Origin of the sequence: Vibrio sp. 10N.261.55.A10, assembly GCF_041470825.1 — a bacterium.
Lineage (GTDB): Bacteria > Pseudomonadota > Gammaproteobacteria > Enterobacterales > Vibrionaceae > Vibrio > Vibrio crassostreae_C.
Window position 1 is genome coordinate 58,241 of sequence record NZ_JBFRNC010000007.1, and the last position, 23,924, is coordinate 82,164.

Genomic DNA, 23,924 nt, shown 5'->3' on the forward strand with positions numbered 1-23,924 from the left:
AAAGCATATCTGATTCAGAGTGCCTGATTGATAATAGAGATACACTACAAGAAAGCGCTTTCTTTTTGAGTGACGAACACCAAATTTAAAGAAATACTCGCTAATAATTAGTACGAATTAGGTAACAGGCTGCCGTTGGGCTGTTACCTAGATTGAAAGTTAACGAGATACCGAACTTAACAACTGTGTAAAGCGTTGCCATGATTTTTGGTCAGCTTCATGTTGATAGTTATTCGATCCGAATACTGTGAAGGCGTGTGGCGCACCACTATAAGTGATCATCTCATGCGGAACTTTGGTTGATTCAAGTTGAGCGGCGAGGCTTCCAAAGTCGTGCATTGAAATCATGGCATCAGCCGTGCCGTGGAACACGACTACGGGAGCTTTAGTCTGCGAGTAGTCTTGGCCTTTTGGTGTTGATAAACCGCCATGGAAGGTTACGTAAGCCTTCGAAGGAATTCCCGCACGAGCAGCTTCCAATACAGCAGCTCCACCAAAGCAGTATCCCATTATTACGTTGTTATCTAAGTTGCCGCCAAGTCTTTTCGCTTCCATGGCTCCTGCGTTGAGTAGCGCACGCATTTTCTCTCTGTCTTTGTACAGTTCACCTGTGTGTTGTTTTTTGTCTTTCACTTCGGTTGGGCGAATGCCTTTACCAAATAGGTCGATGGCGAACACGTTGTAACCGAGTTCGTTGAGCATCTCAGAACGTTTCTTTTCGTAATCGGTTAAGCCATCCCAATCGTGTATTAGCAGTACTAAAGGTGCTTGGTCACTGGCCTCACTCCAATAACCTTCGTAATCCATCCCATCGACTTGGTAAGTGACGTTTTCTCCTGATATCGCAGAGAAGGGCAGTAAAACTGAAAACAGGCCGAGTGTAGTGAGTTTTCGCATGCGTAATTCCTTTCGATGACAATTGACGTTCCAATCGAAAGTATAGATAACGCGATGATTCTCGCCAGATTTCTGTCTCTAACTTGAAATGTCTGGCAGGGATAGCAGGTGGCTATTACTGATAAACAGCCATCGAAAGGGAGTGCGATGGCTGTTCATGATGCGCTGAGAAATTCTCAGTTCGCAGAAACGCGGGGCATTAGAGTAGAAAAGAACGGATTACTACCAAGTAGCGTTATCAGCGGTGTGACTACTTCGAAGTTCTGGGTACTTACGTTGATAGCGCGGCAACATCGACTCATTACCTAAGATACCACCTTGATGGATATAGATGACAGTTTTGGTTGGGTTATCTTCTTGCCATTGTTCTAAGCATTGCCACATTAATGGGTCGTAGAGCAGGTCGAATTCAATATCAGTTTGTTCTTGTAGAGCCAACCAAGTTTGATAATCCTGTTGATACAATTTTCCAAAGTGGTGTTTGGCTTTAAGCGGTAATATCTGCGGATGTTCACTTTCGCCAAGCTCATTGAATTGCTGCGTTAAATAGTCACTGCCACCAACACAAGCACAGGTTAACACTGGGATGTTGTGCATTTTTAAATGCTTATGAAGGTACAGCGCAGTACTGCCAGTCCCTGCGGGGAGTGCGATCACAAAATCGTGTTGGTTTTCGAAGCGAGTCCAGCTCAGTATTTCCATTGCCAATTGCTTAACACCATACTCAGCAAGCTGAGAGCGGCCACCCTCGGGTAACACAATGCAGTGTGAGTCAGGTTGTCTTACTTGCTCAATATACTCTTGTGGATGAAGCTCAGAGCCTGTTTCTTTGACTGAAATAACCTTAGCCCCGAGATCGATAGCGCCACGGTAGTTGCCGAGTGGGCGTTCTTGTAGCCATTGAGGCAGGTGGTCGACGTAAAACTCAAGCGTCCAGCCTTTGATTTTCGCAAGTGCGGCGAGTGAGAACAAGGAGTTAGCCTGAGCGGAACCATAGCTTATTAGAGTGGTGGTGTTTGGGCTATCGTCTTCCAGTAGCTTCATGAACTTTCTGGCTTTGTTGCCGCAAAAGTGGGAGTGAAGCTGATCGTCACGCTTTAAGAAAAAGGTGTGCTCGTTGTATTGATGTTGAGTTACAGGGCTATTATTTAGTTTCATCGCACTTAGACAAAATGCTGACTCAGAGCCAGCATTTATAGTTCAAATAGGACTGACGAGTATCTAGTAGCTAGGGACCGCTGTAAACCAACTAAATCAAGTTTTCGTTCGATATTGAGCTTCGAACTATGAACTCATTTACTCTGGGGTGGATGCGGATAGATCGGTTTGAAAGGTGATCTTAGCGGTACATCCACCACAGCTGCGATTGACCAATTCAAAGCCCCATTGGAAGCGTTGACATAAGTCCTCGACAATCAATAAACCTAACCCATGCCCATTTGGATTGTATTGTTCTTGGAGGCCTTCTCCTTGGTCTTCAATCACAACACTCTCGTGGGACAGAGTGACCGTTACGGTGCCACTATTGGTCGCTGCAATGGCATTTCTCAACAAGTTTCCGACCAACATGTTCATTATCGCGCTGGTGGCTTGAATGGTGGGTTCGGATTGAACATGCATGGAGATGTCGACGTCTTTCTCATCCGCCTGTGCTGAGTTTTTTGAGACGATAGCCTCTAACTCTTGTTGGCTAAACAGTCGCAGTGGCGCATCGTCACTGTTTCTTTCATAGCGAACGAGACCAAGCAGTGCATCGACCATTTCAGACATTTGAACAATGGCTTCATCAATACGTTCAACCTGACGAGATTGAAATTCGGTTGTTTCGCTTCTCAGTAACAGTTTGTTGGCACCACGAGCAACAGTCAACGGAGTTCTTAGTTCATGACTTGAGTAGCGTGCGAAAGCTTGCTCGCGTTTTACTAGAGAATTGATTTCTCTTCTGTATTGATTGAGTTGATCCGTCAACTGACGAAACTCCACCGCCGCATCGTCATTCACTCCAAATTCTTCGTTTAGATTGAGCTTATTGGATTCAAGCTGTTCAGACAGGGAGTTGAAGGGCTCAATCAGCCGTTTAGACAACCGATAGAGCAGAGCTCCGAAGCTGAATATTAGAATAGAGAGAAGGGCTAATACAAATGTGGTGGCATAAACGAGCTCAAAGACACTAAGCTCGACACGGTCTATTTCAGAAAGCAGAACAATAGGGTGAGTTCTACCTTCATGAGTATACTCGCCTACATAGACCATGCGAGATTCTGGATCTTCACCGACCTCACCAATGAAATTTTCTTTGCCTTCAATATACTTTAAATACTTTTTCGGTAGATAGGAAAGATCGTTGTAAGCGATAGTCAGGTCATCAATACGAAGCTCTCCACTTTCACCTGACTGGAATAACCCGACTGCATAGTTGCGGTCAATTAGGATGCGTCTTTCACCCACGCGGTCTTCCGACAAGTACAGGGCTGTGATAAATACCACATAGACAAATGCCGACACAATTACGGCCATTAACCCAAAGAAAACCGCTAAGCGGCCCGTTAGGGTTTTTGTGCTTGTAAGAACATTTGAAATCAATTCGATGGCTCCAATCGGAAGCCAACTTTAGGCACCGTAATTAACATCTGAGTGTCGAAAGGCTTGTCGAGTTGATTACGTAACTGATAAATGTGACTGCGCAACACATCATTGTTGGGCTCGTTTTCTTCCCATAACTTGTAGGAAATAGCTTCACGAGTGACTACTTCAGGTGCGCTTTGGCACAGCATCTCAAGTATGGTGTAAGTGGTTGGGTTGAGCGCTAGTAGTTTATCTTGGCGGTAAGCTTTACGGGTTTTTTGGTCGATGGTGAGTTCATCGAACTGAAGTTTTGAAGAGGCGACTTTTCCGCGGTAACGACGAACCAGTGCGTTCATTCTCGCTTCTAAAATATCCAAATCGAAAGGCTTGGTTAGGTAATCATCGGCACCATGCTCAAACCCTTTTAACATATCATCGCGGCTATCTAACGCAGTCAACATCAAAATAGGTGTCGCGTTGCCTTGGTCTCGCAGTTTATTACAAACCGTGAGGCCGTCCATTCTTGGCAACATCAGATCCAATATGATGATATCAAATGAGTTTTCCAACGCGAGTTGCAGGCCGAGTTCGCCGTTGTCCGCATAATCGAGTTCCATGCCAATACACTCAAAATAATCAAACAAGACACCTGCGATTTCACGGTTATCTTCGACTAATAGAACTCGTTTCATTTTGATTCTCATACAGAAATAGACGGTAACATTATCCTGAGTGAGCGTGAAAAATATGTCAATAACATAACTTTCACTTATGAGGGGGTAGATTGGATTCAGATTAAAAAATAGAAGAACGTATTATGTCTGAACTTCATATTAGCCGACCTAAAGTCTCCACATCACGGATCAATCCCGCCGTTTCACTATCGATCATTGTGCCGTTTTACGATGAACAAGAGGTGTTAGAAGAGTTTCATTCTCGCTTAACCAAGGTACTGGATAGCTTACCGATCACGAGTGAGATTGTTTATGTCGACGATGGCAGCAAAGACAACAGCTTGGACTTGGTGAGTTCATTCACTTCAATCAATAGCTCAATTTCTGTGATTGGTTTAAGCCGTAACTTTGGTAAAGAGTCAGCCATGAGTGCTGGTCTTGAGCATTGCCGAGGACAAGCGGTGATCTTGTTAGACGCAGACCTGCAAGATCCGCCGGAGCTGATCCCACAAATGGTTGCCAAGTGGCGCGAAGGCTATGACGTTGTGAATATGCAGCGTAGCCAACGTGATGGTGAAACGTGGTTTAAGAAGTTTTCAGCAGCAAGCTTTTACAAAGTCATGAACGTGGCAGCGAAGATCGATGTTCCAGAAAATGTCGGTGATTTCCGACTGTTAAGCCGAGAGGTTGTCGACCATATCAACCAACTGCCCGAACGTAACCGTTACATGAAAGGCATCTTTTCATGGCCAGGTTTTAGACAAGCAACGATTCAGTTTAAGCGCGACGCTCGCTTCTGTGGCGAGACCAAGTGGAACTACCTGAAACTCATCGGATTGGCGATGGATGGCATCACATCATTTTCTATCCGCCCACTGCGTATTGCGACGGCCGTTGGTGGATTAGTGGCGCTTACTGCTTTCGTGTATGGCGTCTTCATCGTGTTCAAAACCATGATGTTTGGTGAGCCTATTACGGGCTACCCGTCAATGATGGTGGTTCAACTTGCCCTTGGCGGCATTCAACTTCTGAGTATTGGTTTAATGGGGGAATACATAGGTCGTATTTTCATCGAAACCAAGAACCGCCCTTTGTATCTGATCCAATCGGTGGTCGATACCCCTGCATTAAAAACGCATTTTAAATTAGAGGAGTCAGCATGAGCCTGAACCGAACGCACCTATGGTATTTGTTGGCTTTTGCATTGGTTCTAAGGCTCTTATCTCTGGCGACATACCCTTTAATGGACACTACGGAAGCGCGCTATGGAGAAATGGCTCGCTTGATGGTAGAAACCGGCAATTGGTTAACCCCTCAATTTGATTACGGCATCCCTTTCTGGGGTAAACCACCGTTGTTCACATGGATGAGTGCGGCTGGGATTGAGCTGTTTGGTTTGAGTGAGTTTGCTGTGCGTGCACCACACTGGCTAGCAGGTTTTGCGACGATTCTGTTGGTTGCATACATGGCTAAGCGTACCGGACAAAGTGCCTTGGTGGCGGCTGTGGTATTGGCGACATGTGGGATTTTCTCTATTGCGGCGGGTGCTGTGATGACCGACATGGCGTTAACGTTAGCGATGACCATTGCCATGTTAGGTTTTTACCTATGTTGGTTAGGAGGAGAGAGTTGTAAGGGAGAGGGCAATGCTGAGACTAATCGGTCTTGGGGTTATGTTGGTTTCATTGGTTTAGCACTAGGCTTGCTTGCAAAAGGGCCGGTAGCGATTGTGATCATGGGTATCGCTGTTTTCCCTTGGTTAGTATTGCAACATGGCTTCTTTGGCGCTTTCAAAGTGTTATGGCAACGCTTTCCACTGTTGTCTGGCTTAGGTGTGATGCTGGCGATTGCCTTGCCTTGGTACATCATGGCTGAAATGGCAACACCGGGTTTTATTGATTACTTTATTGTTGGCGAGCACTTTAAGCGTTTTGTTGTGAGTGGTTGGGAGGGCGATTTATACGGTTCTGCCCATGACCAAGCAAGAGGCATGATCTGGTTGTTTTGGCTTCAAGCGGCTGCACCGTGGTCGATTGTGTTGCCTATTTTGACTTTCGCCCGTCGTAAGAAAATCGCAGAAGTTAACGCTGAACATAGTGGATTGTTTTCATTCCTCGTGTGTTGGTTGGTCTCTCCTCTGATTCTTTTTACCATGGCGGGTAATATTCTTCCTGCCTATGTGTTGCCAGGCATTCCTGCCCTTGGCTTGTTGGTGGCAATGCTTGTAGTAGAAAAAGATAAGAAGTGGTTCTCGAGTGTGGCTTTAGTGCTACCTGTGTTGCTAATGATTGCAATGGTCTACCTCAACTTAGGCAAAGCGAATGAGAAAAGTGACCGTATTATCTTCGAACAGATTACGGATGAAGCGCCGAGCTTTTATGTCGGTAAACGACCGTTCTCCGGGCAGTTTTACAGTCATGGACAAGCGAAAAAGTTACTCGATGTTGAACAGTTAGATGGTATCGACAAGTTCTATCTGATTGGTAAAAGAGCGGAAGTAGAAACCAAGATTAAAGACAACGCGTTAACCTGTATTTTAGAACCGACGGTGAAGATCAAGCGCGCTCTATTTAGTTGTCATAGCCAAAATATCAAACCAAATCTATCGTTGAGCCATATTCGAAGTGATGGCGATGTTCAATTTTAACTCGTCATCGAGACTGTTTAGCCACAAGTTCGACGCGCTAAACAAAAAACTACAACCTCACCATAAGATGATTAAATTCGCTATGGTGGGGGCGGGTGGCTTTGTTGTCGATTGTGCCGTGTTTGCATTGCTGCATTACGTTATTGGACTGCCTTTGATGAGTGCTCGAATTGGTTCTTTCATCGTAGCTGCAACGACAACTTGGTTTGGAAATCGAGTGTTGACCTTTGAGCTCAAAGGGCAGGGGAGTTGGTCCGAAAAGCTGATTCAGTGGCAAAAGTTCATGCTGTCAGCATCGATATCGGCGATACCTAATTTGCTGTGCTTTAAGTTGATGACGGAGTTACTCCCTGCATTTACTGGGGCAGTGTTTATCGCAATGGCGGTTGGCATCTTGGTGGGCATGGTCAGTAACTATTTGCTTAGTCAGTATTGGGTGTTCACACGTTAAGCTCCCTAGTAGCAGACACAAAAAAGCGCAGCTAAATAGCTGCGCTTTGTGTTTTTACGATAGCGAAGTAAATTGGCTCGCGATATTAGCGTTGTGCTGCGCGCTGGCGGTTCTTGCCGTTACCCGCAGGTTTGCCACCTTGACCATTGCCCGTTTTGTTACTGTTTGGTTTGCCATTTCCGCCGCCATTACCTTGCGATTGCTGACCTCCAGGGCCTTTCTTAATAAAGCCAGTCGCTGGTTTACGACCATTGCCATTACCGCCACCTTGGTTAGCATTGCCTTGGCTACCGTTGCCGTTACCAGTCGGCTTCTTGCCACCCGGTTTCTTACCAGAGTGGTTACGTGGGCTTTCGCCACCAAGACCTGGCTGAGACTTGCTGTGCTTAGTCGCAAAGCGCTGTGAACCGTGACGACCAGACTTACGACGTTGTGCTGGTGTTTGTGCATCAAAGTCTTCTGCTGGTACTAGGCAGTTTGCTTTATCACCGATCAAGTGCTGTTTACCCATGCTGATCAGCGCTTCACGGATGATCTTCCAGTTTTCAGGATCGTGGTAACGAAGCAGTGCTTTATGCAGACGACGTTGACGATCACCTTTAGGCACTGGCACATCTTCACGCTTCTTATATTTCACGCGCTTCAGAGGGTTAGTCTCTGAGTAGTACATCGACGTTGCATTACACATTGGCGATGGGTAGAAGTTCTGTACTTGGTCACACTCGTAGTTGTGCTTTTTCAGCCACATTGCAAGGTTAAGCATGTCTTCATCTTCTGTGCCCGGGTGAGCAGATATAAAGTAAGGAATTAAGTACTGTTTCTTACCGGCTTCAGCGCTGTACTTCTCGAACATCTCTTTGAAACGATCGTAAGTGCCCATGCCCGGCTTCATCATCAGATCCAGTGGGCCTTTTTCAGTATGCTCTGGAGCAATCTTCAAGTAACCACCAACGTGGTGAGTCACAAGCTCACGAACGTATTCTGGAGATTCAATCGCTAAGTCGTAACGTACACCAGAAGCGATCATGATCTTCTTAACACCCGGTACTTTTCTCGCAGAGCGGTACAGGTCGATAGTGTGTTGATGGTCTGTGTTTAGCTTTTCACAGATTTTCGGGAACACACATGATGGACGACGACAGTTAATTTCAGCTTTTGGATCTGAACAACCTAAACGGTACATGTTCGCCGTTGGGCCGCCCAAGTCAGAAATAGTACCTGTGAAGCCCGGTACTTTATCTTTAATGTCTTCGATCTCATCCAAGATAGATTCTTTCGAACGGTTCTGAATGATGCGACCTTCGTGCTCTGTGATTGAACAGAAAGAACAACCACCAAAACAACCACGCATGATGTTAACCGAGGTTTTGATCATGTCGTATGCTGGGATTTTCGCTTTGCTGTACATCGGGTGCGGAACACGCTTGTACGCAAGGCCAAACACGTAGTCCATCTCTTCTGTGGTCAATGGAATAGGCGCTTGGTTAATCCAAAGCTCGCGATCACCGTGACGTTGAATCAGAGCACGACCTGAGTACGGGTTTGTCTCAAGGTGCAGAATACGACTAGCGTGAGCGTAAAGAATACGGTCATTGTTTAGCTTTTCGTAACCTGGGATACGAACCGCTGTAGTTTTTGCATCGTGACGAGAAGGGCGAATAGTAATAGGTTGCGCTTTTACTTCTTCTTTTTCGTCTTTCTTGGTATCACACTGAGTTTCAACTTCGTACGGGTTAACCGGAACATACGCTTTGTTCGGCTTTTCGATACGAGAAGAGTCAATGATCTTGAAGCCTTCAGGGGCCGCAGGAAGATTGATAGCAGTACCGCGGATATTGGTCAGCGTAGACATGTCTTCACCATCGGCAATGCGGTGTGCTACTTCAACCAGTGCACGCTCAGCGTTACCAAAAAGAAGAATGTCAGCTTTTGCATCAAACAATACAGAGCGGCGAACTTTATCTGACCAGTAGTCGTAGTGAGCTACACGACGTAAGCTCGCTTCAATACCACCAAGCACGATTGGCGTGCCTTTGTAAGCTTCACGACAACGTTGAGAATAAACCAGAGTTGCACGATCAGGACGCTTGCCACCTTCATTGTTCGGAGTATAAGCATCATCGTGACGTAATTTGCGATCAGAGGTGTAGCGGTTGATCATGGAGTCCATGTTACCCGCTGTGATGCCGAAGAATAGGTTAGGTTTACCTAGCTTCATGAAGGCATCTTTATTGTCCCACTTTGGTTGAGCAATAATGCCCACGCGGAAACCTTGAGCTTCAAGCAGACGGCCGATGATAGCCATACCAAAGCTCGGGTGATCGACATAAGCGTCACCAGTTACAATAATAATGTCACAGCTATCCCATCCAAGAGCATCCATCTCCTTTCTACTGGTAGGCAAAAAGGGTGCAGTTCCGTAGCACTCGGCCCAGTATTTTTTGTGTTCGTGAATAGGAGTGATATCGCTGTACATATTTCAACCTCTGATTTTTGAGGCGGGAATTATAGCGGCATGAGCCTAGACTAGCCAGTAGAACATGCCCCTGTTAGTTCTGGTGTCTTTCGTCTTTTTACGGTAAATGGCGACAAAAGAACCATACAACAGCATAGTTGAAGCCTTGAATAACGTCGCTAATTTGTGATTTTGATTAGTGTTCGCAGCAGTTTTTGATATTATTCGCGAAAATAAGTCTGAAGAAGTAGATCCACAATGGTCGAAACGTTATTAGTACAATTTGCTCCGATGCTTTTAGGAGCCCAACTGATCTTAACCCTCATCTTGGTGAAAGGGGATATTTGTCCGGGGCAGCGTGGTCGTATCCACAAGATGTTACCTGCGATTGGCGTGCTGTGGCTTGCCGTTGCCTCAGTAAAAATTGAAGCCTTTCTGGTCGTGTTTGCGATCTTTTATTTCTATTCTCAAGTTCAAACTAAGAAGACACGCGATTCTGGCCCTATTTGGGTGATGTACTTAGCTTGTGGTTTGGCATTGTCTTACGTTGCTATCCAAGCGACGGAACAAGCAACTACCGTTGGTATCATCACTACTGTATTGCTAGTGGCACTGTTAGGCTCAGCGTTTGGCCATTTACTGCTGACGATTGCAAGAACACGCTTACAGGCATTTCACCGTGTTCTGCCTGTTGTTGGTGTTTTGACGGGCATGTTGGTGGTTTTGGCAACAGTCGTGAGTGTCTATTCTTTGTCTGAAGCTCAACTAGAACCAGTGATTTCAACGCTACTGTTCAGCTTTGCTTTGCTAATCTCAGCTATCGTGGTGTGGTGTTGGCATCTACTGTTCGTTAAAACCCCGGAAAAACTTCAACTGACGGTTTCGTTACTGATGTTATTGGCTGCGGCTGTGGGTTTAACGCCAGTGTGGGCACTTTAATCGCGCACTTTCATTAATTACGTGCGCTCATTAATCACGCATTCTCTTTAAGAAGTGTGATCAGTTTTTTAGCATGGCCTTGGTAAGCGTTCTAAACTTAATTTTAGTCGGTGTGTTCGTAAGGAGTACGAGATGGATTTAAGCAACGTCAAAGGTTTCGATAGCATTATCTTGCTGGGAATCGTGAATGAGAAACTTCGCCTAGAGTGCGATAGCTTTGAAGAGCTGATCAGTATGTATGAAATGGATATAGAAAGTGTCGTGGGCAAGCTCGATATGCTTGGCTATCAATACGACCCATTGACTAACCAGTTTAAGTCTTATCCAAGATAGTCTATTTTCGCGAATCAACAGATATCGAAAATCATCGATACTGAAACTAAAAAGTCACAGATTATCTGTGACTTTTTTTGTTTCTGGCGTTTGCCTTTCCGATTTAATACAGGCTTAAGCTAGCTCAATAATGAACCTCTTAAACGACCTCAATACCATCTAAGTGACTCTTACTCTGCTGTCTTGCTGTGCTAAAGAAAGCCTGTAGGTAACGTTTGTCTTTTTCTGAGTTTCTTACTGCGGCAAACAGTCTTCTTGAAAGCCCTTTACCTAACGGTTTGCTGGCTATCAAACCTTGTCTTGAGAACTCACTGATCGCCCAATTTGGTAATGCCGCGACACCTAATCCTGCCGATACCATTTGCACCAACATTAAGGTGTTGTCTGCTTGTTTCCACTTCTTAGGTTCTACACCTGCTGGTTGCAAAAAGTGCTTCACTACGTCTAAACGCTGCTTTTGAACTGGGTAGGAGAGCATAGTGAGATCGCTAAGATCTTGCGGTTCAATGCTCGCCTTTTCTGCCAAAGGTGAGTTGATTGCGGTGATCAAACGCATCTCAAAATCAAAGAGTGGTTCGTAGTGAACCTCAGAGCGAGGCTGTATATCAGAGGTGATCACCAAATCTAGCTCGCCTGCCATTAGCGCGGGTAGCGGCTCAAACCCAAAGCCTGACGAGAAATCTAGCGTTACGCTTGGCCAAGCCACTTGATATTCCTTCAAAGCAGGCATTAACCATTGGAAGCATGAGTGACATTCAATCGCCATGTGCAAACGACCATTCACATCCTCTTTTAGGCTCGCGAGTTCGTTCTCCGCTTTAGCTATTCTTGGCTGTATCTCATCGGCAAGCCTAAGCAAAATCTCACCTTCAGAGGTGAACTTAACTGGTCTAGTTTTACGTAGGAAAAGCTGACCACCGATACGCGCCTCAAGGTCTTTCAGTTGGTGAGAAAGCGCCGACTGCGTCAAATGAAGAGAGGTTGCAGTGGCAGTTAGTGAGCCGCTGTCTCTTAAGGTGGTCAATGTTCGAAGGTGTTTAAGCTCTATCATGAGTATTCCTCATATTCCCTAAGCCAATTCAATATTTCTTAATAATCACCCTACGGGGTTTTTTATCATTTGTAAACGTCTAGATGTCTAGATGGTTTTGAGTTCCTCATCTTTGGTTTATTCAAGATGAATATTTTTAATAAACAAGATGAATATTTGGACGTTGTTCATCGTTCAGATTAGGGAGATAGTTTAGCCATCTAGACGCCTTGTAAAGAACTTAAACCATAAGCTAGGCAGTTTGATCGAACACTAAAAATTATTGAATAAGGAACAGGTTCATGACTACGACAACGCATATTTTAGGCTACCCACGTATCGGCGAAAAACGCGAACTCAAATTCACTTTAGAAAAATACTGGCGCGGTGAGATTAACCAATCAGATTTAAAGCAACTCGGTAGCGAACTAAGAAATCGTAACTGGAATGTACAAGCTGACGCGAATCTTAGCTTTGCAACTGCGGGTGACTTCGCATGGTACGACCATGTGTTAACAACGACTTTGCTTTTGGGTCATGTGCCAAAGCGTCACGCTGGTGGCTCTGAAGAAGAGAAAGCCTTCCCAGACTTAGATACCTTGTTCCGTGTTGGTCGCGGTCAATCTCAAACTCAAATACAATCTCAAAAGCAGCCAACTTGTTGTGGCGGGAAACATGGTTCAGAAAGTGTTCAAGACGGTGCAGCTGCATCTGACATGACCAAGTGGTTCAACACTAACTACCACTACATTGTGCCCGAATTCAGTAAAGATGATTCGTTTGACGTGAGCTGGCCGCAACTGTTTGATGAAGTGAATGAAGCTATTCAAGCTGGGCATAAGGTTAAGCCAGTCCTTCTTGGCCCGCTGTCTTACTTGTACCTAGGCAAAGAAGTGGAAGAGGGCTTTGATCGCCTAAGCTTGCTTCCACGCCTGCTTACTGCCTACCAAGCGATTTTGGCTAAACTTTCCAAGTTAGGTGTTGAGTGGGTGCAAATCGATGAGCCTATCCTTTCTCTGGAACTTGAAAAACGTTGGGCTGATTCATTCAAGTTGGCATACCAAGTTATTCAAGGGGAAGTGAAACTGCTATTAACCACGTACTTCGATTCGGTGACAGATACCTTAGACAAAATCGTCAAACTACCGGTTAACGGGCTGCATATCGATCTAGCTGCAGCGCCACAACAACTCGATGAAGTCGTGAGTAAACTACCTGAAGAGTGGGTGCTGTCTGCAGGTGTCATCAACGGGCGCAATGTTTGGCGAGCAGACTTGGCTACTCAGCTAGCGAAACTGCAACCAGTGAAAGAGAAGTTAGACGATAAGCTTTGGGTCGCAAGTTCATGTTCGCTGCTGCACAGCCCAGTTGACTTAGAGTTAGAAGATTCACTTAGCGATGAAGTGAAAAGCTGGTTTGCTTTCGCGAAACAGAAAGTCACGGAAGTTAGCTTATTGGGTGCTGCGCTTGACGGCGATCAAAATGCCATATTAGCGTGTGAGACGTATAGCCAACCTATTGTTGCACGTAAGAGCTCGACTCATGTGAACAAGCCTCAAGTACAGGCTCGTCTTAGCACGATTACCAAAGCATTAGCAGAGCGTAGTGCTCCTTATGCAGAACGTGCGGTTCATCAGTCTGAGGTGCTGGGTTTACCACTATTGCCAACCACAACCATTGGTTCGTTCCCACAAACAGGGGAGATCCGAATTCAGCGTAGTGCTTACCGAACCGGCAAACTGAGTGAAGCGGAATACACAACCGCATTGAAAGGCCATATTGCGGATGCGGTGAAACGCCAAGAAGCGCTAGATTTGGATGTGTTGGTTCATGGTGAAGCGGAACGTAATGATATGGTGGAGTACTTTGCAGAAAATCTAGCAGGCTTTCAAACCACTAAATTTGGTTGGGTGCAAAGCTACGGTTCTCGCTGCGTGAAACCAGCTATTGTAGTCGCGGATATCGAGCGTGAGAAACCGATGACGGTGGAGTGGTCTACCTATGCCCAATCTCTAACTTCTAAACAAATGAAAGGGATGTTAACTGGCCCTGTCACTATCTTGTGCTGGACGTTCCCACGTGAAGACATCTCACGCAAAGAGATCACTAATCAATTGGCATTTGCGCTGCGTGATGAAGTGTCTGACCTACAAGATGCAGGAATCAATATTATTCAGATTGATGAACCAGCGATTCGTGAAGGTTTACCATTGAAAAAACGTGACCACGCAGAATATTTAGAATGGGCCGTCGATGCCTTTAAGATCTCGGCCGCGAGTGCTAAACCAGAGACGCAAATTCATACTCACATGTGCTACAGCGAGTTCAACGAAATCATTGATTCAGTGGCCGCATTAGACGCCGATGTGATTACCATTGAAACCTCTCGTTCAAATATGGAACTATTGAAAGCGTTTGAAGAGTTTAACTATCCGAATGCGGTAGGCCCGGGTGTTTACGATATTCACTCGCCAAACATCCCTTCAGAAGAGTGGATTATTGATTTACTTAAGAAAGCGGCAAAGAGAATTCCGGTTGAACGTTTATGGGCAAACCCTGACTGCGGACTGAAGACGCGTAACTGGGCTGAGACAGAAGCCGCCTTGGCCAACCTTGTATCGGCGACGAAGACACTGCGTAAAGAGTGGGAATCAGCTGAGGTATAATTCAGTCTAAGATTTTGATTGATCCGTTAATCCACGATGAACCACAACAAAGGCCTCGCATTTGCGAGGCCTTCTGGTTTTATACTTGTTCGAATCTCGAGCTAGAAACTAGCTGCTACTTTGACACGTATCTTTACTGATCAGCTTCTCAACGATCAGTTGTCCGCGAGTGTTGCGAATCTTGATGTTGTAGGCCAAGCCCATGTCGAGGTTTGCTCTTACTTCAGAGTTGGTACAGTAGCTATTCACACTCATGTCTACAACTTGGTTTAAAGGTTTAGCACCTTTTGCATCTTGGTTGTAGATCATCATGATTTCGATAACCGTGTTCTTTGCCAGCACGCGCATGACCGACAGCGGGCCATACTCAATCGGAAGGCCTGCGGATAAAACGCCAGCGCGATGCTGCGCCATCATTTCTAGCTGTCTTTGTTTGTCTTGTTCACTTGATGAGCTGCAGCCTGCAAGCAGAACAGCGGCCAGTGAACCGATAATCCATTTTTTCACGTTAAAATACTTTCTTGAATGGTTTAACAATCACATTTTGGTAGACACCTGCAGCAATGTACGGGTCTGCGTCTGCCCATGCCTGTGCATCGTCTAAAGAATTAAACTCAGCAATCACAGTAGAACCTGTGAAGCCCGCTTCACCAGGGTTATCTGAATCAATCGCTGGCATTGGACCTGCTGTCAAAAGGCGGCCTTCATCGTGAAGTGTTTGTAGGCGTTCTAGATGTTGTGGGCGAACACTTAGGCGTTTTTCTAATGAATTTTCGACGTCTTGAGAAAAAATCACGTACCACATATTGAGATATCCTTATTTTACTTCACTAAATTGAGGGCGTTTAAATTCGCTATCTTGCTAATTTACGCGAACTAATTGGTATTGGAAGAGCTAATGATAAGAAATTGTGAAATGGTGCGGGAGAGTGAGAAGGTCTTTAGCATTTTTAATCGAAACGACTAAAGACCTTAAAGTGCGATAGGGCTGTCGAAAGTACTATTTATTAATTGGGCGAGGCTTACCACCCTCATCGACAGCAACGTAGTTGAACGTTGCTCCACAAACCTTATATCGGTCGCCGATGCCGTGATCAAGTACAGGCTTAACCCATACTTCTAGGTCGATATTCATCGAGCTACGGCCAATCTTGGTGCAGTCACCATAAACACACACAACATCACCCACTGAAACCGGCTGTTTGAACTCAATACTCGATACTGAAACAGTGACAATCTTGCCGTTAGAGATCTCCTTCGCCAGTATGCCGCCAGCAAGGTCAAGCTGAGACATTATCCAACCACCGAAAATCTGGCCTGCTGCATTTGTATCAGAAGGCATCGCTAATGTGCGAAGAAGTAAAGAACCAATCGGGTTCAAAGTTGATTGAATAGTCATTGTCGTACTCTTAATGGTATTGATTGTTTTATATAAAAATAGATGTGTTTACGAGACTCGTGGTGGTCTAATTTTTAACGTCTTCACCGAACACAAATAATCAGCGGCCAATGATCACGAGTATCATTGGCCAATCGCATATTGATCATAATTGTATCAAATAGGGTATGAGGACTCATCCCTAAGGGCTATTTCTCGTCGGTATTTTTATCCGTTAACTCTTTCTGCTGGTCTTTTGGTAGATGCTTATAGATATAAACACCAGTGAGCAAGGTGAAGAGCAAGGTCGCGATGAGTAGACCAAACACTTTGAAGTTGACCCAAACATCCAACGGTAGGCTGAAAGCAACGTAAACGTTGAGAACGGCACATAGGGTAAAGAACAGCGTCCATGCCCAGTTGATCTTGCCCCATACCGAATCAGGCAGTGTGATCTCTTTGCCTAACATACCTTTAATCGCTGATTTGCCCATGATGTGACTGACCGTCAGGCCAATCGCAAACAGTGCGTAAACGATGGTGACTTTCCATTTAATGAAGTTGTCGTCGTGCAAGAAGATGGTCATGCCACCAAATACGGCAACCATTAGAAAGGTGATGACCTGCATTTTTTCGACTTTCTTGTAGATGAGATAAGTCAAAATAATTTGAACTGCAGAGGCAACGATCAAAGCGCCGGTCGCGGTATAGATGTCGTACATCTTATAAAGCGCAAAGAAAATAATGAGAGGAATGAAATCAAGAATTTGTTTCATGAGACACTGACTATCCAGTTAGTTGAGTTGCTGACAGTCTAACGAAAACTGTCTCGATGCTAAATAGCTCGAGACAATTGGGTGCCAATTAATTCAATCTAACCACTCATCGTGTTTAAAGAGTTGAAGCAGGTTATCGCATTGACGAGGTTTGATAGCGAGGTATCAGCTTTTTGATATCTTCAAGGTAACCTTCGCTCTTTAAGCTGTCTAAGGTGTTTTCGAGCTCTTGCTCACTCATGGCAAAACATGTCGATTTACCGGTCGTTAAGTCGAGATACTCGTGATATTCACGCTCTGTGAAGTGGCCAATTCTGTCCATTAATAGGGTTTTAATTCCATGGTGAATCAAGCCGTAATACGTATGTCTTTGTAAGGTCATAGCCTATCCTCCGTGACAAGCTGCAGTGAAACTGGTGCAACCTGCTGTATATTGGTTGGGTTATCTATGACAAAGCAACTCGAATGCCATTTTCTCCAACGGAACAGAATAAATTCCCGGCTAAATAGAATTGAACTTCTTTTCAAATAGTTAAAGGAAGGTACGTTCTATTCTCTGACAATCAATACGAAACAGACCTCAAATAGTTTCATTTTGAGAACGATGAAATTCTCATTATGACGCTCTACTGCCGCTTATAGTGTGAGCCTTTCAACGGTGATGCCGCTAATCGACGAGCCAATCAACCAGCGTAGATAAGGATGTATTTTGTCGATTCTTGGGTTGCAGCAAGAAGTAACCATTTCCAGAGAAAACACTGCCTTCACTCACTTTTACCAATCTACCTAAATCAATATCTTGCTTGGCCAGTGTGATGTCGCCTATGGCAATGCCAAACCCTTGAATGGCGGCGTTCATAGCTTGATCGAGTGTCGCGAATTGTTGGTTGTTCTTGCTTGAAAGGTCGTGGCTGCCTATGTGCTCTAACCAAAGTCGCCAATCACTTTGCTCATTATTGGCGTGTAGCCAAGTGTATTGGGCAAGCTTGTGTGGCTTGATGATGGTCGATGCGTCGTCGACAAGATGGCTCTGTGTAATGCTTTGTGCTTGGCAAACGGGCGCTAGCTGCTCGTTAAACAATAATTGGCTGATAATCGATTGTTGGTTTGGCTTCTTACCATAGGTAATTACGGCGTCAAACGGATCAAAGCTTGGTTCGAAGACGTGCTTGATGGTCGACGTCAGTTCGACATCAATTTCAGGATAGGCTTGCTGAAAAGACATCAACTTAGGTAGTAGCCAAGAGGTAATACAGCTCGGTGCGTTGAGTTTGATCTTAGACGGAGAGCTAGCCACTTGATTTAGAGCCGATTGCAGCTGATGAATCGTTCCTTGTATCAGGGGAACCAGTTCTTCTCCTTTCGGCGTTAAAGACAATCCGCGAGCATGGCGATAGAAGAGATCACAGCCAAGGCTTTCTTCAAACGACAATACCTGACGACTCACTGCACCTTGCGTAACATTGAGCTCATGTGCCGCGCGTGTAAAGTTGAGGTGCCTTGCCGTAGACAAAAACGCGAGCAAGGTTTTGGTTGAAGGAAGTGTGCGATTCATATCTTTACCTATGACTTTTTATCATGGCTATTATGTGATTATTTCGATTCATTTATCAATAGTGTTCTGTTTGAATGTAAATACTTAATCATCATTTGTGATTCAATATGTGTATAAGTCACATTTTTTGAATATGAAGGCAATGATGAAGACATTGTGATTTTGTGAAAGGGATAGCTTCTTGACATCTTTTATTGATAGCTTAGTGCCTCAGGCTGTAAAAAAATTAATACCTTATCAATCGGCAAGAAGAATTGGTGGTGATGGACGTGTCTGGCTAAACGCCAATGAATTGGAAAGCTCGCTGTTTCAAGGAGAAGCAAGTCACAACCGATACCCAGACTTCTTACCACAAGATATTGCTAAGGCTTATCAAGATTACTGTAGTACCGATGCCGCGACTGTGGCTGTTCGTGGTGCAGATGAAGCGATTGATTTGCTGATCAGAACATTCTGTAAACCGGCGTGCGACAACATACTTATCTGCTCTCCAACGTATGCGATGTATGAGTTTTGCGCTGATGCATTGGCGATTAATACCTTGGACTCTCCATTGCAGGAAGACTTTAGCCTGAACGTCGCTGATATTGTGAATAAGGCAAAACTGGCGAATATCGTGTTTCTTTGCTCACCAAACAATCCAACGGGCAATGTGATTCCTAAATCGGATTTGATTCAGGTACTGGAAGGCACGACTGGAAAATCTCTAGTGGTCGTCGATGAAGCGTATATCGAATTTGAACCACAAACGTCAGCCGTTAGCCTTATTGAGCGTTATCCGCACTTGGTTGTGATTCGCACTTTGTCTAAGGCATTTGGACTGGCTGCAGTTCGTTGTGGTTTTATCTTAGCGAGTCAAAATGTGATGCAGTATGTCGCGAAGCTGATTCCACCTTATCCGATGCCAGATTGCTCATCTCAAATTGTATTAGACGCGTTGTCTGATGAACGAGTCTCAGTGATGCAAGATGCGACGCAGAATCTGGTTGAGCTGCGTAACTGGTTTGCTTGTGAGTTAACGCAGTTTGATTTCATCGAGTCTGTTTACCCTTCATCGACAAACTTCATTTTGCTGCGTCAAAAAGCTGGGCATCAAGTGTTCAGTGTCTTGGCGAAGGACGGCATTGTGACAAGGAACCAAAACCATGAACCGGCTTTGCGTAACTGTGTTCGAATCAGTATTGGTAGCCAAGAGAGCATGCTAGAAGTGATAACGTCACTAACACGTTACCAAACCGAATTAGAACGGAGTCAACAAGGCAAACACATTCAACAAGCTCAACATAAAGAAACTCAATCTCAACTCGATAAAGATCATATCTAGGATGGCAATGATGAAAAAGATAATACTAGGACTCGCTTGTGCGGTCGCTTTACTTGGTACAACGGTACAGGCGAAAGAAATCCGTTTGGCGTCGGACTTTACGTATCCGCCATTCAACTATAAAAACAGCGACGGTGTGCCTGTCGGGTTTGATATTGAGATAGCTGATGCTTTGTGTGAGCAAGCTAAACTCGATTGTACTTGGGTTTCACAAAGCTGGGACTCGCTAATTCCAAGTTTGTTGGCAAGAAAGTCAGATGTGATCATGGCGTCAATGCGTATCACCGAAGAGCGTAAGCGTAAGATCTTGTTTACTGATAAGTACTACCAAACACCAGCCGTATTTGTTGCTGCTAAAAGCGCTGAGTTCAGCGTCGATCAGGCAGGCTTAGCGGGCAAAACCATAGGTGTTCAGCAAGGTACGATTCACGATCGCTACGTAACCGACAAGTTTGGCAATGTTGCCAACATTAAGCGTTACACAGGGCAAGATGAAGTTTATCTGGATCTGCAAAATGGTCGTCTAGATCTAACCTTTGGCAACTCGGATCAACTGTCATTAGCTTTCTTAGATAAAAAAGAAGGTGAGGGCTTTGAATTTAAAGGTAAAGCAGTAACCGACAAAGCCTACATTGGCGAGGGTACGGCGTTAGCACTAAGAAAGCAGGATTCAAAACTGGCGAAACAATTCAATGCCGCGATTGAAGAGATCAGAGCGAACGGTACTTACGACAAGATCGCCGCTAAGTACTTCACGTTTGATATCTATGGCGCTGATTTGTAATTCGTTTAACGCCTAAAAACTAGAACACCAAAAACAAAAATCCGAGGGCTGTGAGGCTCTCGGATTTTTGTTACAAATAATTCATCCTATCAAGCTTCTCTCTATTGCCTTTATCTATTCTTGTTACCTAAATTCAGCCGAAAACCTTGCCTTCATCACCTCACAAAGCACTGTTCACGACTCGCGTTTTAGAACGAGGAGACCTTCTTTGTCGTGCTCCATAACTGAATTTAATGTCTTAAAATAACATAAATATATCGGTAATTTTTTGCTAAGAGATTGTTCTAAAAGCAGTTGAAAGTAATCGAAATTCCCAAAAAATCCGAAGTTAGACTGCTTAATGGTCTAATTAGTCCCAAATATGATTGGTATCACAATCAATTAGGTTCTCAGGCCAATAGATAAACCTTAGTTCACAAAATATACATATAGTATTGTAATACAAAATTCATAGAGGTAAGAATATTGTAATGAAACGTTACTGCTATGAGCGATGTGCAATAGAACGTTAGATTTCAAACTTAGCTATAGCGTTGCATATAAAAACTGTACCTCTTACAAAATGGATTCTGGAGAAGAACATGAAAAAACACCTACTGACGATTGCAGCGGCTTCAATTCTTATGGCATTTGGCGCTCAAGCAAAAACTTTGACGTTAGGGCATGCAATGTCATTAGAAAGCGCAGCTCACCAAGGCATGGTGATCATGGCTGATAAAGTTAAAGAAAAATCGAATGGTGAACTTACGATTAAGATCTTTCCAAACGGTCAATTAGGCTCTGAACGTGACCAAGCGGAGCAAGTTGTTACTGGCGCGATTGATATGGCCAAAATCAATGGTGGGTTAGCCGAATCTTTTGAACCAACGTTTAAGGTTAATGCACTGCCTTTCTTATTCCGTGACGTTCCACATATGAGAACGTTCATGCGAAGTGAAGCTGCACAAGAGATGTTGCTTTCAAGTGAAGGTAAAGGCTTCATCGGTCTTACATTCTATGACTCAGGCACACGTAGCTTCTACGCTAAAAAAGCCATTAACTCACCGGCTGATCTCGCTGGTATGAAAGTTCGAGTTCCGGGTTCTCCAACCATGATGGAAATGGTTAACTTACTTGGTGGTAAAGCAACGCCTGTACCTTTCAATGAGGTATACACGGCTCTGCAACAAGGTGTAATTGATGGTGCTGAGAATAATATTTCTAGCTTAGTTGAAATGAAACACAGTGAAGTTGCCAAATTTTACTCTATGGACCAGCACATGATGACGCCTGACGTGATCATCATTTCTGAATACAAATGGGGTACTTTAACGGCTAACGAGCAAAAAATCTTAAAAGAAGCTGCAGCTGAGTCTCTTGAAGAGCAGATCAAAATCTGGGACGCAACAGATGAAATGAACAAAGAGAAAGGAATGAAAGCAGGCGTAACGTTTGTTGATGTTGATAAAGCCCCGTTCCGTGCCGCTGTTAAACCTATGATTGATGAAGCCAAAAAAGACCCTAAATTAGCTTCATTCATTGAAAAAATTGAAGTTCTGTAATCAGTCTTAGTGAAAATATAATTTTGCCTTGGCTTTGCTAAGGCAAAATTTTTTGAGGTATCACAACATGTTAGCAACTTTCAGAAACCTACTTGATAGGCTGATTCTTTTTGTCTCTTCTTTTGCACTAATGTTACTTGTCGTTACTGTCACTTGGCAGGTCTTTAGTCGTTATGTTTTGAATGATCCAAGTAACTGGACTGATGAACTTGCTCGTTATGCGATGGTATGGCTTGGCTTATTAGGAGCAAGCTACTTATTCGGTATCAAAGGACACTTAGCAATAACGTTATTGGATGGTTATCTTAAGGGTAAAGCACATATCGCATTACATGTACTCATCAATATCATTTCTGGCGCATTTGTATTTCTAGCAATGCTTCAAGGTGGCATCGCCCTAATGGGAAGAACCACACAACAACTCTCTCCAGCACTGCAATTACCGATGTCGACGGTGTATTCAATATTGCCGATTTCAGCCGTTATTATCCTCATTTATTTGGTCATGAATACGTTTGATCTTTTTTGTGAACCCAACAAAAAATAAGTTTTAAAAGGACTCTATATTATGGATTTGTCCATTGGTGTTTGGCTGCTAGGCCTATTCTTATTCATGATCGCGATAAGCATGCCGATTGCGATTGCAATTGCCATGTCATCTTTAACCATCATGTATTTCATCTTACCGTTTGAAGTCGCCAGTATTACTGCGGGTCAAAAAATCATTACCGGTATTGATAGTTTCAGTTTATTAGCCATCCCTTTCTTTATCCTCGCGGGGAATATAATGAATGTAGGTGGCATCGCGAGTCGACTCATCAACCTTGCAAAGCTCTTGGTTGGTTGGATCCCGGGCTCACTTTTTCACGTGAACATCTTCGCCAATATGATGTTTGGCGCCGTTTCAGGATCAGCCGTTGCAGCAGCAGCTGCGGTTGGTAAAACCTTAGGCCCAGAATTAGAAAAAGATGGTTATGATAAAAACTTAGCAACAGCAGTAAACGTTGCATCTTGCCCGGCAGGCTTATTAATACCGCCGAGTAATTCACTGATCGTATTTTCAGTGGTATCGGGTGGAACATCCGTTGCGGCGTTGTTTATCGCAGGGTATGTCCCAGGTATTCTAATGGGCTTAAGTTGTATGGTCGTCGCCTATTTCATCGCTAAAAAGAAGGGCTACAAAACAAGTGCGAATGACGGCTTCACAACGAAAGATGTGCTGAATATTGTTTGGCAAGCAACGCCCAGCTTAGGGCTTATTGTTGTTGTTATTGGCGGTATTATTGGTGGTATATTCACTGCAACAGAAGGGGCATGTATAGCGGTTCTATACTCTTTTATACTGTCACTCTGTTACCGAACCCTCAAATGGGCACACTTTCCGATAATTTGTAGAGAAACGGTTCAGGTTACTGGCATTATGCTGTTCTTGATTGGTGCTTCTACCATTATGTCATGGGCAATGGCGTTTACCGGTCTACCAACCATGATCAGTGATTGGATGCTCTCTATTTCAGACAATCCAATTATCATCTTTATTCTGATGAACCTGATTCTACTGATTGTGGGTATGTTTATGGACCTTACGCCAGCCGTATTGATCTTTACCCCTATCTTTATGCCGATTGCTGAGCATTTAGGCATGCATCCAATTCACTTCGCGATGATGATTATCTTCAACTTATGTATTGGCATTGCAACGCCACCCGTTGGCACGGCGCTATTTGTAGGTTGTAGTGTCAGTGGCTCTAAGATTGAAAACGTTATAAGAAGTATCATGCCGTTTTGTGCCGTATTGATCGTCACACTGTTGGCCATTACTTTTATTCCTGAAATTAGTTTGGCTCTGCCTCGTGCGTTTGGACTCATCAATTAGCCTGACAAGGGTAAGATTTACCGAATCAATATC

At 44.3% G+C, this 23,924-nt stretch carries 23 protein-coding genes; 11 read left to right on the forward strand and 12 right to left on the reverse strand.

Annotation, left to right across the window (positions count from 1 at the left end; genetic code table 11):
• Nucleotides 1-159: 159 nt before the first annotated feature.
• From AB4274_RS01870 to AB4274_RS01885, 4 genes are all read right to left on the reverse strand, one after another.
• On the reverse strand, nt 160-897 hold the full coding sequence (locus tag AB4274_RS01870; RefSeq protein ID WP_372110734.1) for a dienelactone hydrolase family protein: 738 nt from the start codon (nt 895-897) through the stop codon (nt 160-162).
• A gap of 222 nt (nt 898-1,119) precedes the next feature.
• The gene (locus AB4274_RS01875; protein ID WP_372110736.1) at nt 1,120-2,055 is read right to left on the reverse strand and encodes a 1-aminocyclopropane-1-carboxylate deaminase/D-cysteine desulfhydrase; all 936 of its coding nucleotides are present in this window, start codon (nt 2,053-2,055) and stop codon (nt 1,120-1,122) included.
• A gap of 138 nt (nt 2,056-2,193) precedes the next feature.
• Nucleotides 2,194-3,480, reverse strand: coding sequence for a sensor histidine kinase (locus tag AB4274_RS01880; protein WP_372110738.1), 1,287 nt, complete (start codon nt 3,478-3,480; stop codon nt 2,194-2,196).
• Nucleotides 3,477-4,154: a response regulator transcription factor gene (locus AB4274_RS01885; protein WP_372110741.1), complete on the reverse strand. Its 678-nt coding sequence runs from the start codon at nt 4,152-4,154 to the stop codon at nt 3,477-3,479. Before AB4274_RS01885 ends, AB4274_RS01880 begins: the two co-directional genes overlap by 4 nt.
• A gap of 125 nt (nt 4,155-4,279) precedes the next feature.
• On the opposite strand from AB4274_RS01885, the gene AB4274_RS01890 reads away from it, so the two are divergent.
• From AB4274_RS01890 to AB4274_RS01900, 3 genes are read left to right on the forward strand one after another with little or no spacing between them, the layout of a single operon-like run.
• The gene (locus AB4274_RS01890; protein ID WP_102398635.1) at nt 4,280-5,299 is read left to right on the forward strand and encodes a glycosyltransferase family 2 protein; all 1,020 of its coding nucleotides are present in this window, start codon (nt 4,280-4,282) and stop codon (nt 5,297-5,299) included.
• Nucleotides 5,296-6,783, forward strand: coding sequence for an ArnT family glycosyltransferase (locus AB4274_RS01895; protein WP_372100500.1), 1,488 nt, complete (start codon nt 5,296-5,298; stop codon nt 6,781-6,783). The genes AB4274_RS01890 and AB4274_RS01895 overlap by 4 nt, the downstream gene beginning before the upstream one ends.
• Nucleotides 6,770-7,234: a GtrA family protein gene (locus AB4274_RS01900; RefSeq protein ID WP_017070766.1), complete on the forward strand. Its 465-nt coding sequence runs from the start codon at nt 6,770-6,772 to the stop codon at nt 7,232-7,234. The genes AB4274_RS01895 and AB4274_RS01900 overlap by 14 nt, the downstream gene beginning before the upstream one ends.
• 85 nt (nt 7,235-7,319) lie before the next feature.
• Here AB4274_RS01900 and AB4274_RS01905 read toward each other — a convergent pair whose 3' ends face one another.
• Nucleotides 7,320-9,710, reverse strand: a complete 2,391-nt coding sequence (locus AB4274_RS01905) for a YgiQ family radical SAM protein (RefSeq protein ID WP_081324475.1) — start codon at nt 9,708-9,710, stop codon at nt 7,320-7,322.
• Between the two features lie 237 nt (nt 9,711-9,947).
• On the opposite strand from AB4274_RS01905, the gene AB4274_RS01910 reads away from it, so the two are divergent.
• Together AB4274_RS01910 and AB4274_RS01915 are read left to right on the forward strand one after the other, a co-directional pair.
• A complete protein-coding gene (locus AB4274_RS01910; RefSeq protein ID WP_017062029.1) occupies nt 9,948-10,628 on the forward strand; it encodes a hypothetical protein in 681 nt (226 codons plus the stop codon).
• A 132-nt stretch (nt 10,629-10,760) separates the two neighbouring features.
• Nucleotides 10,761-10,961 carry a DUF4250 domain-containing protein gene (locus AB4274_RS01915; RefSeq protein WP_004736508.1) on the forward strand — a complete coding sequence of 67 codons (201 nt, stop codon included), beginning with the start codon at nt 10,761-10,763 and terminating at the stop codon, nt 10,959-10,961.
• 139 nt (nt 10,962-11,100) lie between these two features.
• Here the strand turns inward: AB4274_RS01915 and AB4274_RS01920 are convergent, their stop codons facing one another.
• Complete coding sequence (locus AB4274_RS01920; protein ID WP_017063530.1) at nt 11,101-12,012, reverse strand: LysR substrate-binding domain-containing protein; 912 nt, start codon at nt 12,010-12,012, stop codon at nt 11,101-11,103.
• Nucleotides 12,013-12,293: 281 nt separating this feature from the next.
• On the opposite strand from AB4274_RS01920, the gene metE reads away from it, so the two are divergent.
• Nucleotides 12,294-14,657 carry a 5-methyltetrahydropteroyltriglutamate--homocysteine S-methyltransferase gene (gene metE, locus AB4274_RS01925; RefSeq protein ID WP_372110744.1) on the forward strand — a complete coding sequence of 788 codons (2,364 nt, stop codon included), beginning with the start codon at nt 12,294-12,296 and terminating at the stop codon, nt 14,655-14,657.
• Between the two features lie 108 nt (nt 14,658-14,765).
• Here metE and AB4274_RS01930 read toward each other — a convergent pair whose 3' ends face one another.
• From AB4274_RS01930 to AB4274_RS01955, 6 genes are all read right to left on the reverse strand, one after another.
• Nucleotides 14,766-15,164 (reverse strand): GspS/AspS pilotin family protein, encoded by a 399-nt coding sequence (locus AB4274_RS01930; RefSeq protein WP_004736511.1) that lies wholly within the window; start codon nt 15,162-15,164, stop codon nt 14,766-14,768.
• Nucleotide 15,165: 1 nt separating this feature from the next.
• A complete protein-coding gene (locus tag AB4274_RS01935; protein ID WP_004736512.1) occupies nt 15,166-15,462 on the reverse strand; it encodes a YciI family protein in 297 nt (98 codons plus the stop codon).
• A 195-nt stretch (nt 15,463-15,657) separates the two neighbouring features.
• A complete protein-coding gene (gene yciA, locus AB4274_RS01940; RefSeq protein ID WP_010438001.1) occupies nt 15,658-16,056 on the reverse strand; it encodes an acyl-CoA thioester hydrolase YciA in 399 nt (132 codons plus the stop codon).
• Between the two features lie 188 nt (nt 16,057-16,244).
• A complete protein-coding gene (locus AB4274_RS01945) occupies nt 16,245-16,811 on the reverse strand; it encodes a septation protein A (protein ID WP_372110748.1) in 567 nt (188 codons plus the stop codon).
• A 133-nt stretch (nt 16,812-16,944) separates the two neighbouring features.
• The gene (locus AB4274_RS01950; protein WP_017069991.1) at nt 16,945-17,193 is read right to left on the reverse strand and encodes a hypothetical protein; all 249 of its coding nucleotides are present in this window, start codon (nt 17,191-17,193) and stop codon (nt 16,945-16,947) included.
• 285 nt (nt 17,194-17,478) lie between these two features.
• Nucleotides 17,479-18,366 carry a LysR substrate-binding domain-containing protein gene (locus tag AB4274_RS01955; RefSeq protein ID WP_017063534.1) on the reverse strand — a complete coding sequence of 296 codons (888 nt, stop codon included), beginning with the start codon at nt 18,364-18,366 and terminating at the stop codon, nt 17,479-17,481.
• Between the two features lie 181 nt (nt 18,367-18,547).
• Between AB4274_RS01955 and hisC the strand changes: the two genes are divergently transcribed.
• The 5 genes from hisC to AB4274_RS01980 all read left to right on the forward strand — a co-directional run bounded on the left by hisC (nt 18,548) and on the right by AB4274_RS01980 (nt 23,891).
• Nucleotides 18,548-19,690 carry a histidinol-phosphate transaminase gene (hisC, locus tag AB4274_RS01960; protein ID WP_372110751.1) on the forward strand — a complete coding sequence of 381 codons (1,143 nt, stop codon included), beginning with the start codon at nt 18,548-18,550 and terminating at the stop codon, nt 19,688-19,690.
• A gap of 10 nt (nt 19,691-19,700) precedes the next feature.
• The gene (locus tag AB4274_RS01965; RefSeq protein WP_102398228.1) at nt 19,701-20,474 is read left to right on the forward strand and encodes an ABC transporter substrate-binding protein; all 774 of its coding nucleotides are present in this window, start codon (nt 19,701-19,703) and stop codon (nt 20,472-20,474) included.
• 581 nt (nt 20,475-21,055) lie between these two features.
• Complete coding sequence (locus AB4274_RS01970) at nt 21,056-22,015, forward strand: TRAP transporter substrate-binding protein (RefSeq protein WP_017061504.1); 960 nt, start codon at nt 21,056-21,058, stop codon at nt 22,013-22,015.
• A 67-nt stretch (nt 22,016-22,082) separates the two neighbouring features.
• Nucleotides 22,083-22,562, forward strand: coding sequence for a TRAP transporter small permease (locus AB4274_RS01975; protein ID WP_004736522.1), 480 nt, complete (start codon nt 22,083-22,085; stop codon nt 22,560-22,562).
• Between the two features lie 21 nt (nt 22,563-22,583).
• Complete coding sequence (locus AB4274_RS01980; RefSeq protein WP_010438025.1) at nt 22,584-23,891, forward strand: TRAP transporter large permease; 1,308 nt, start codon at nt 22,584-22,586, stop codon at nt 23,889-23,891.
• The last annotated feature ends 33 nt before the right edge of the window (nt 23,892-23,924 follow it).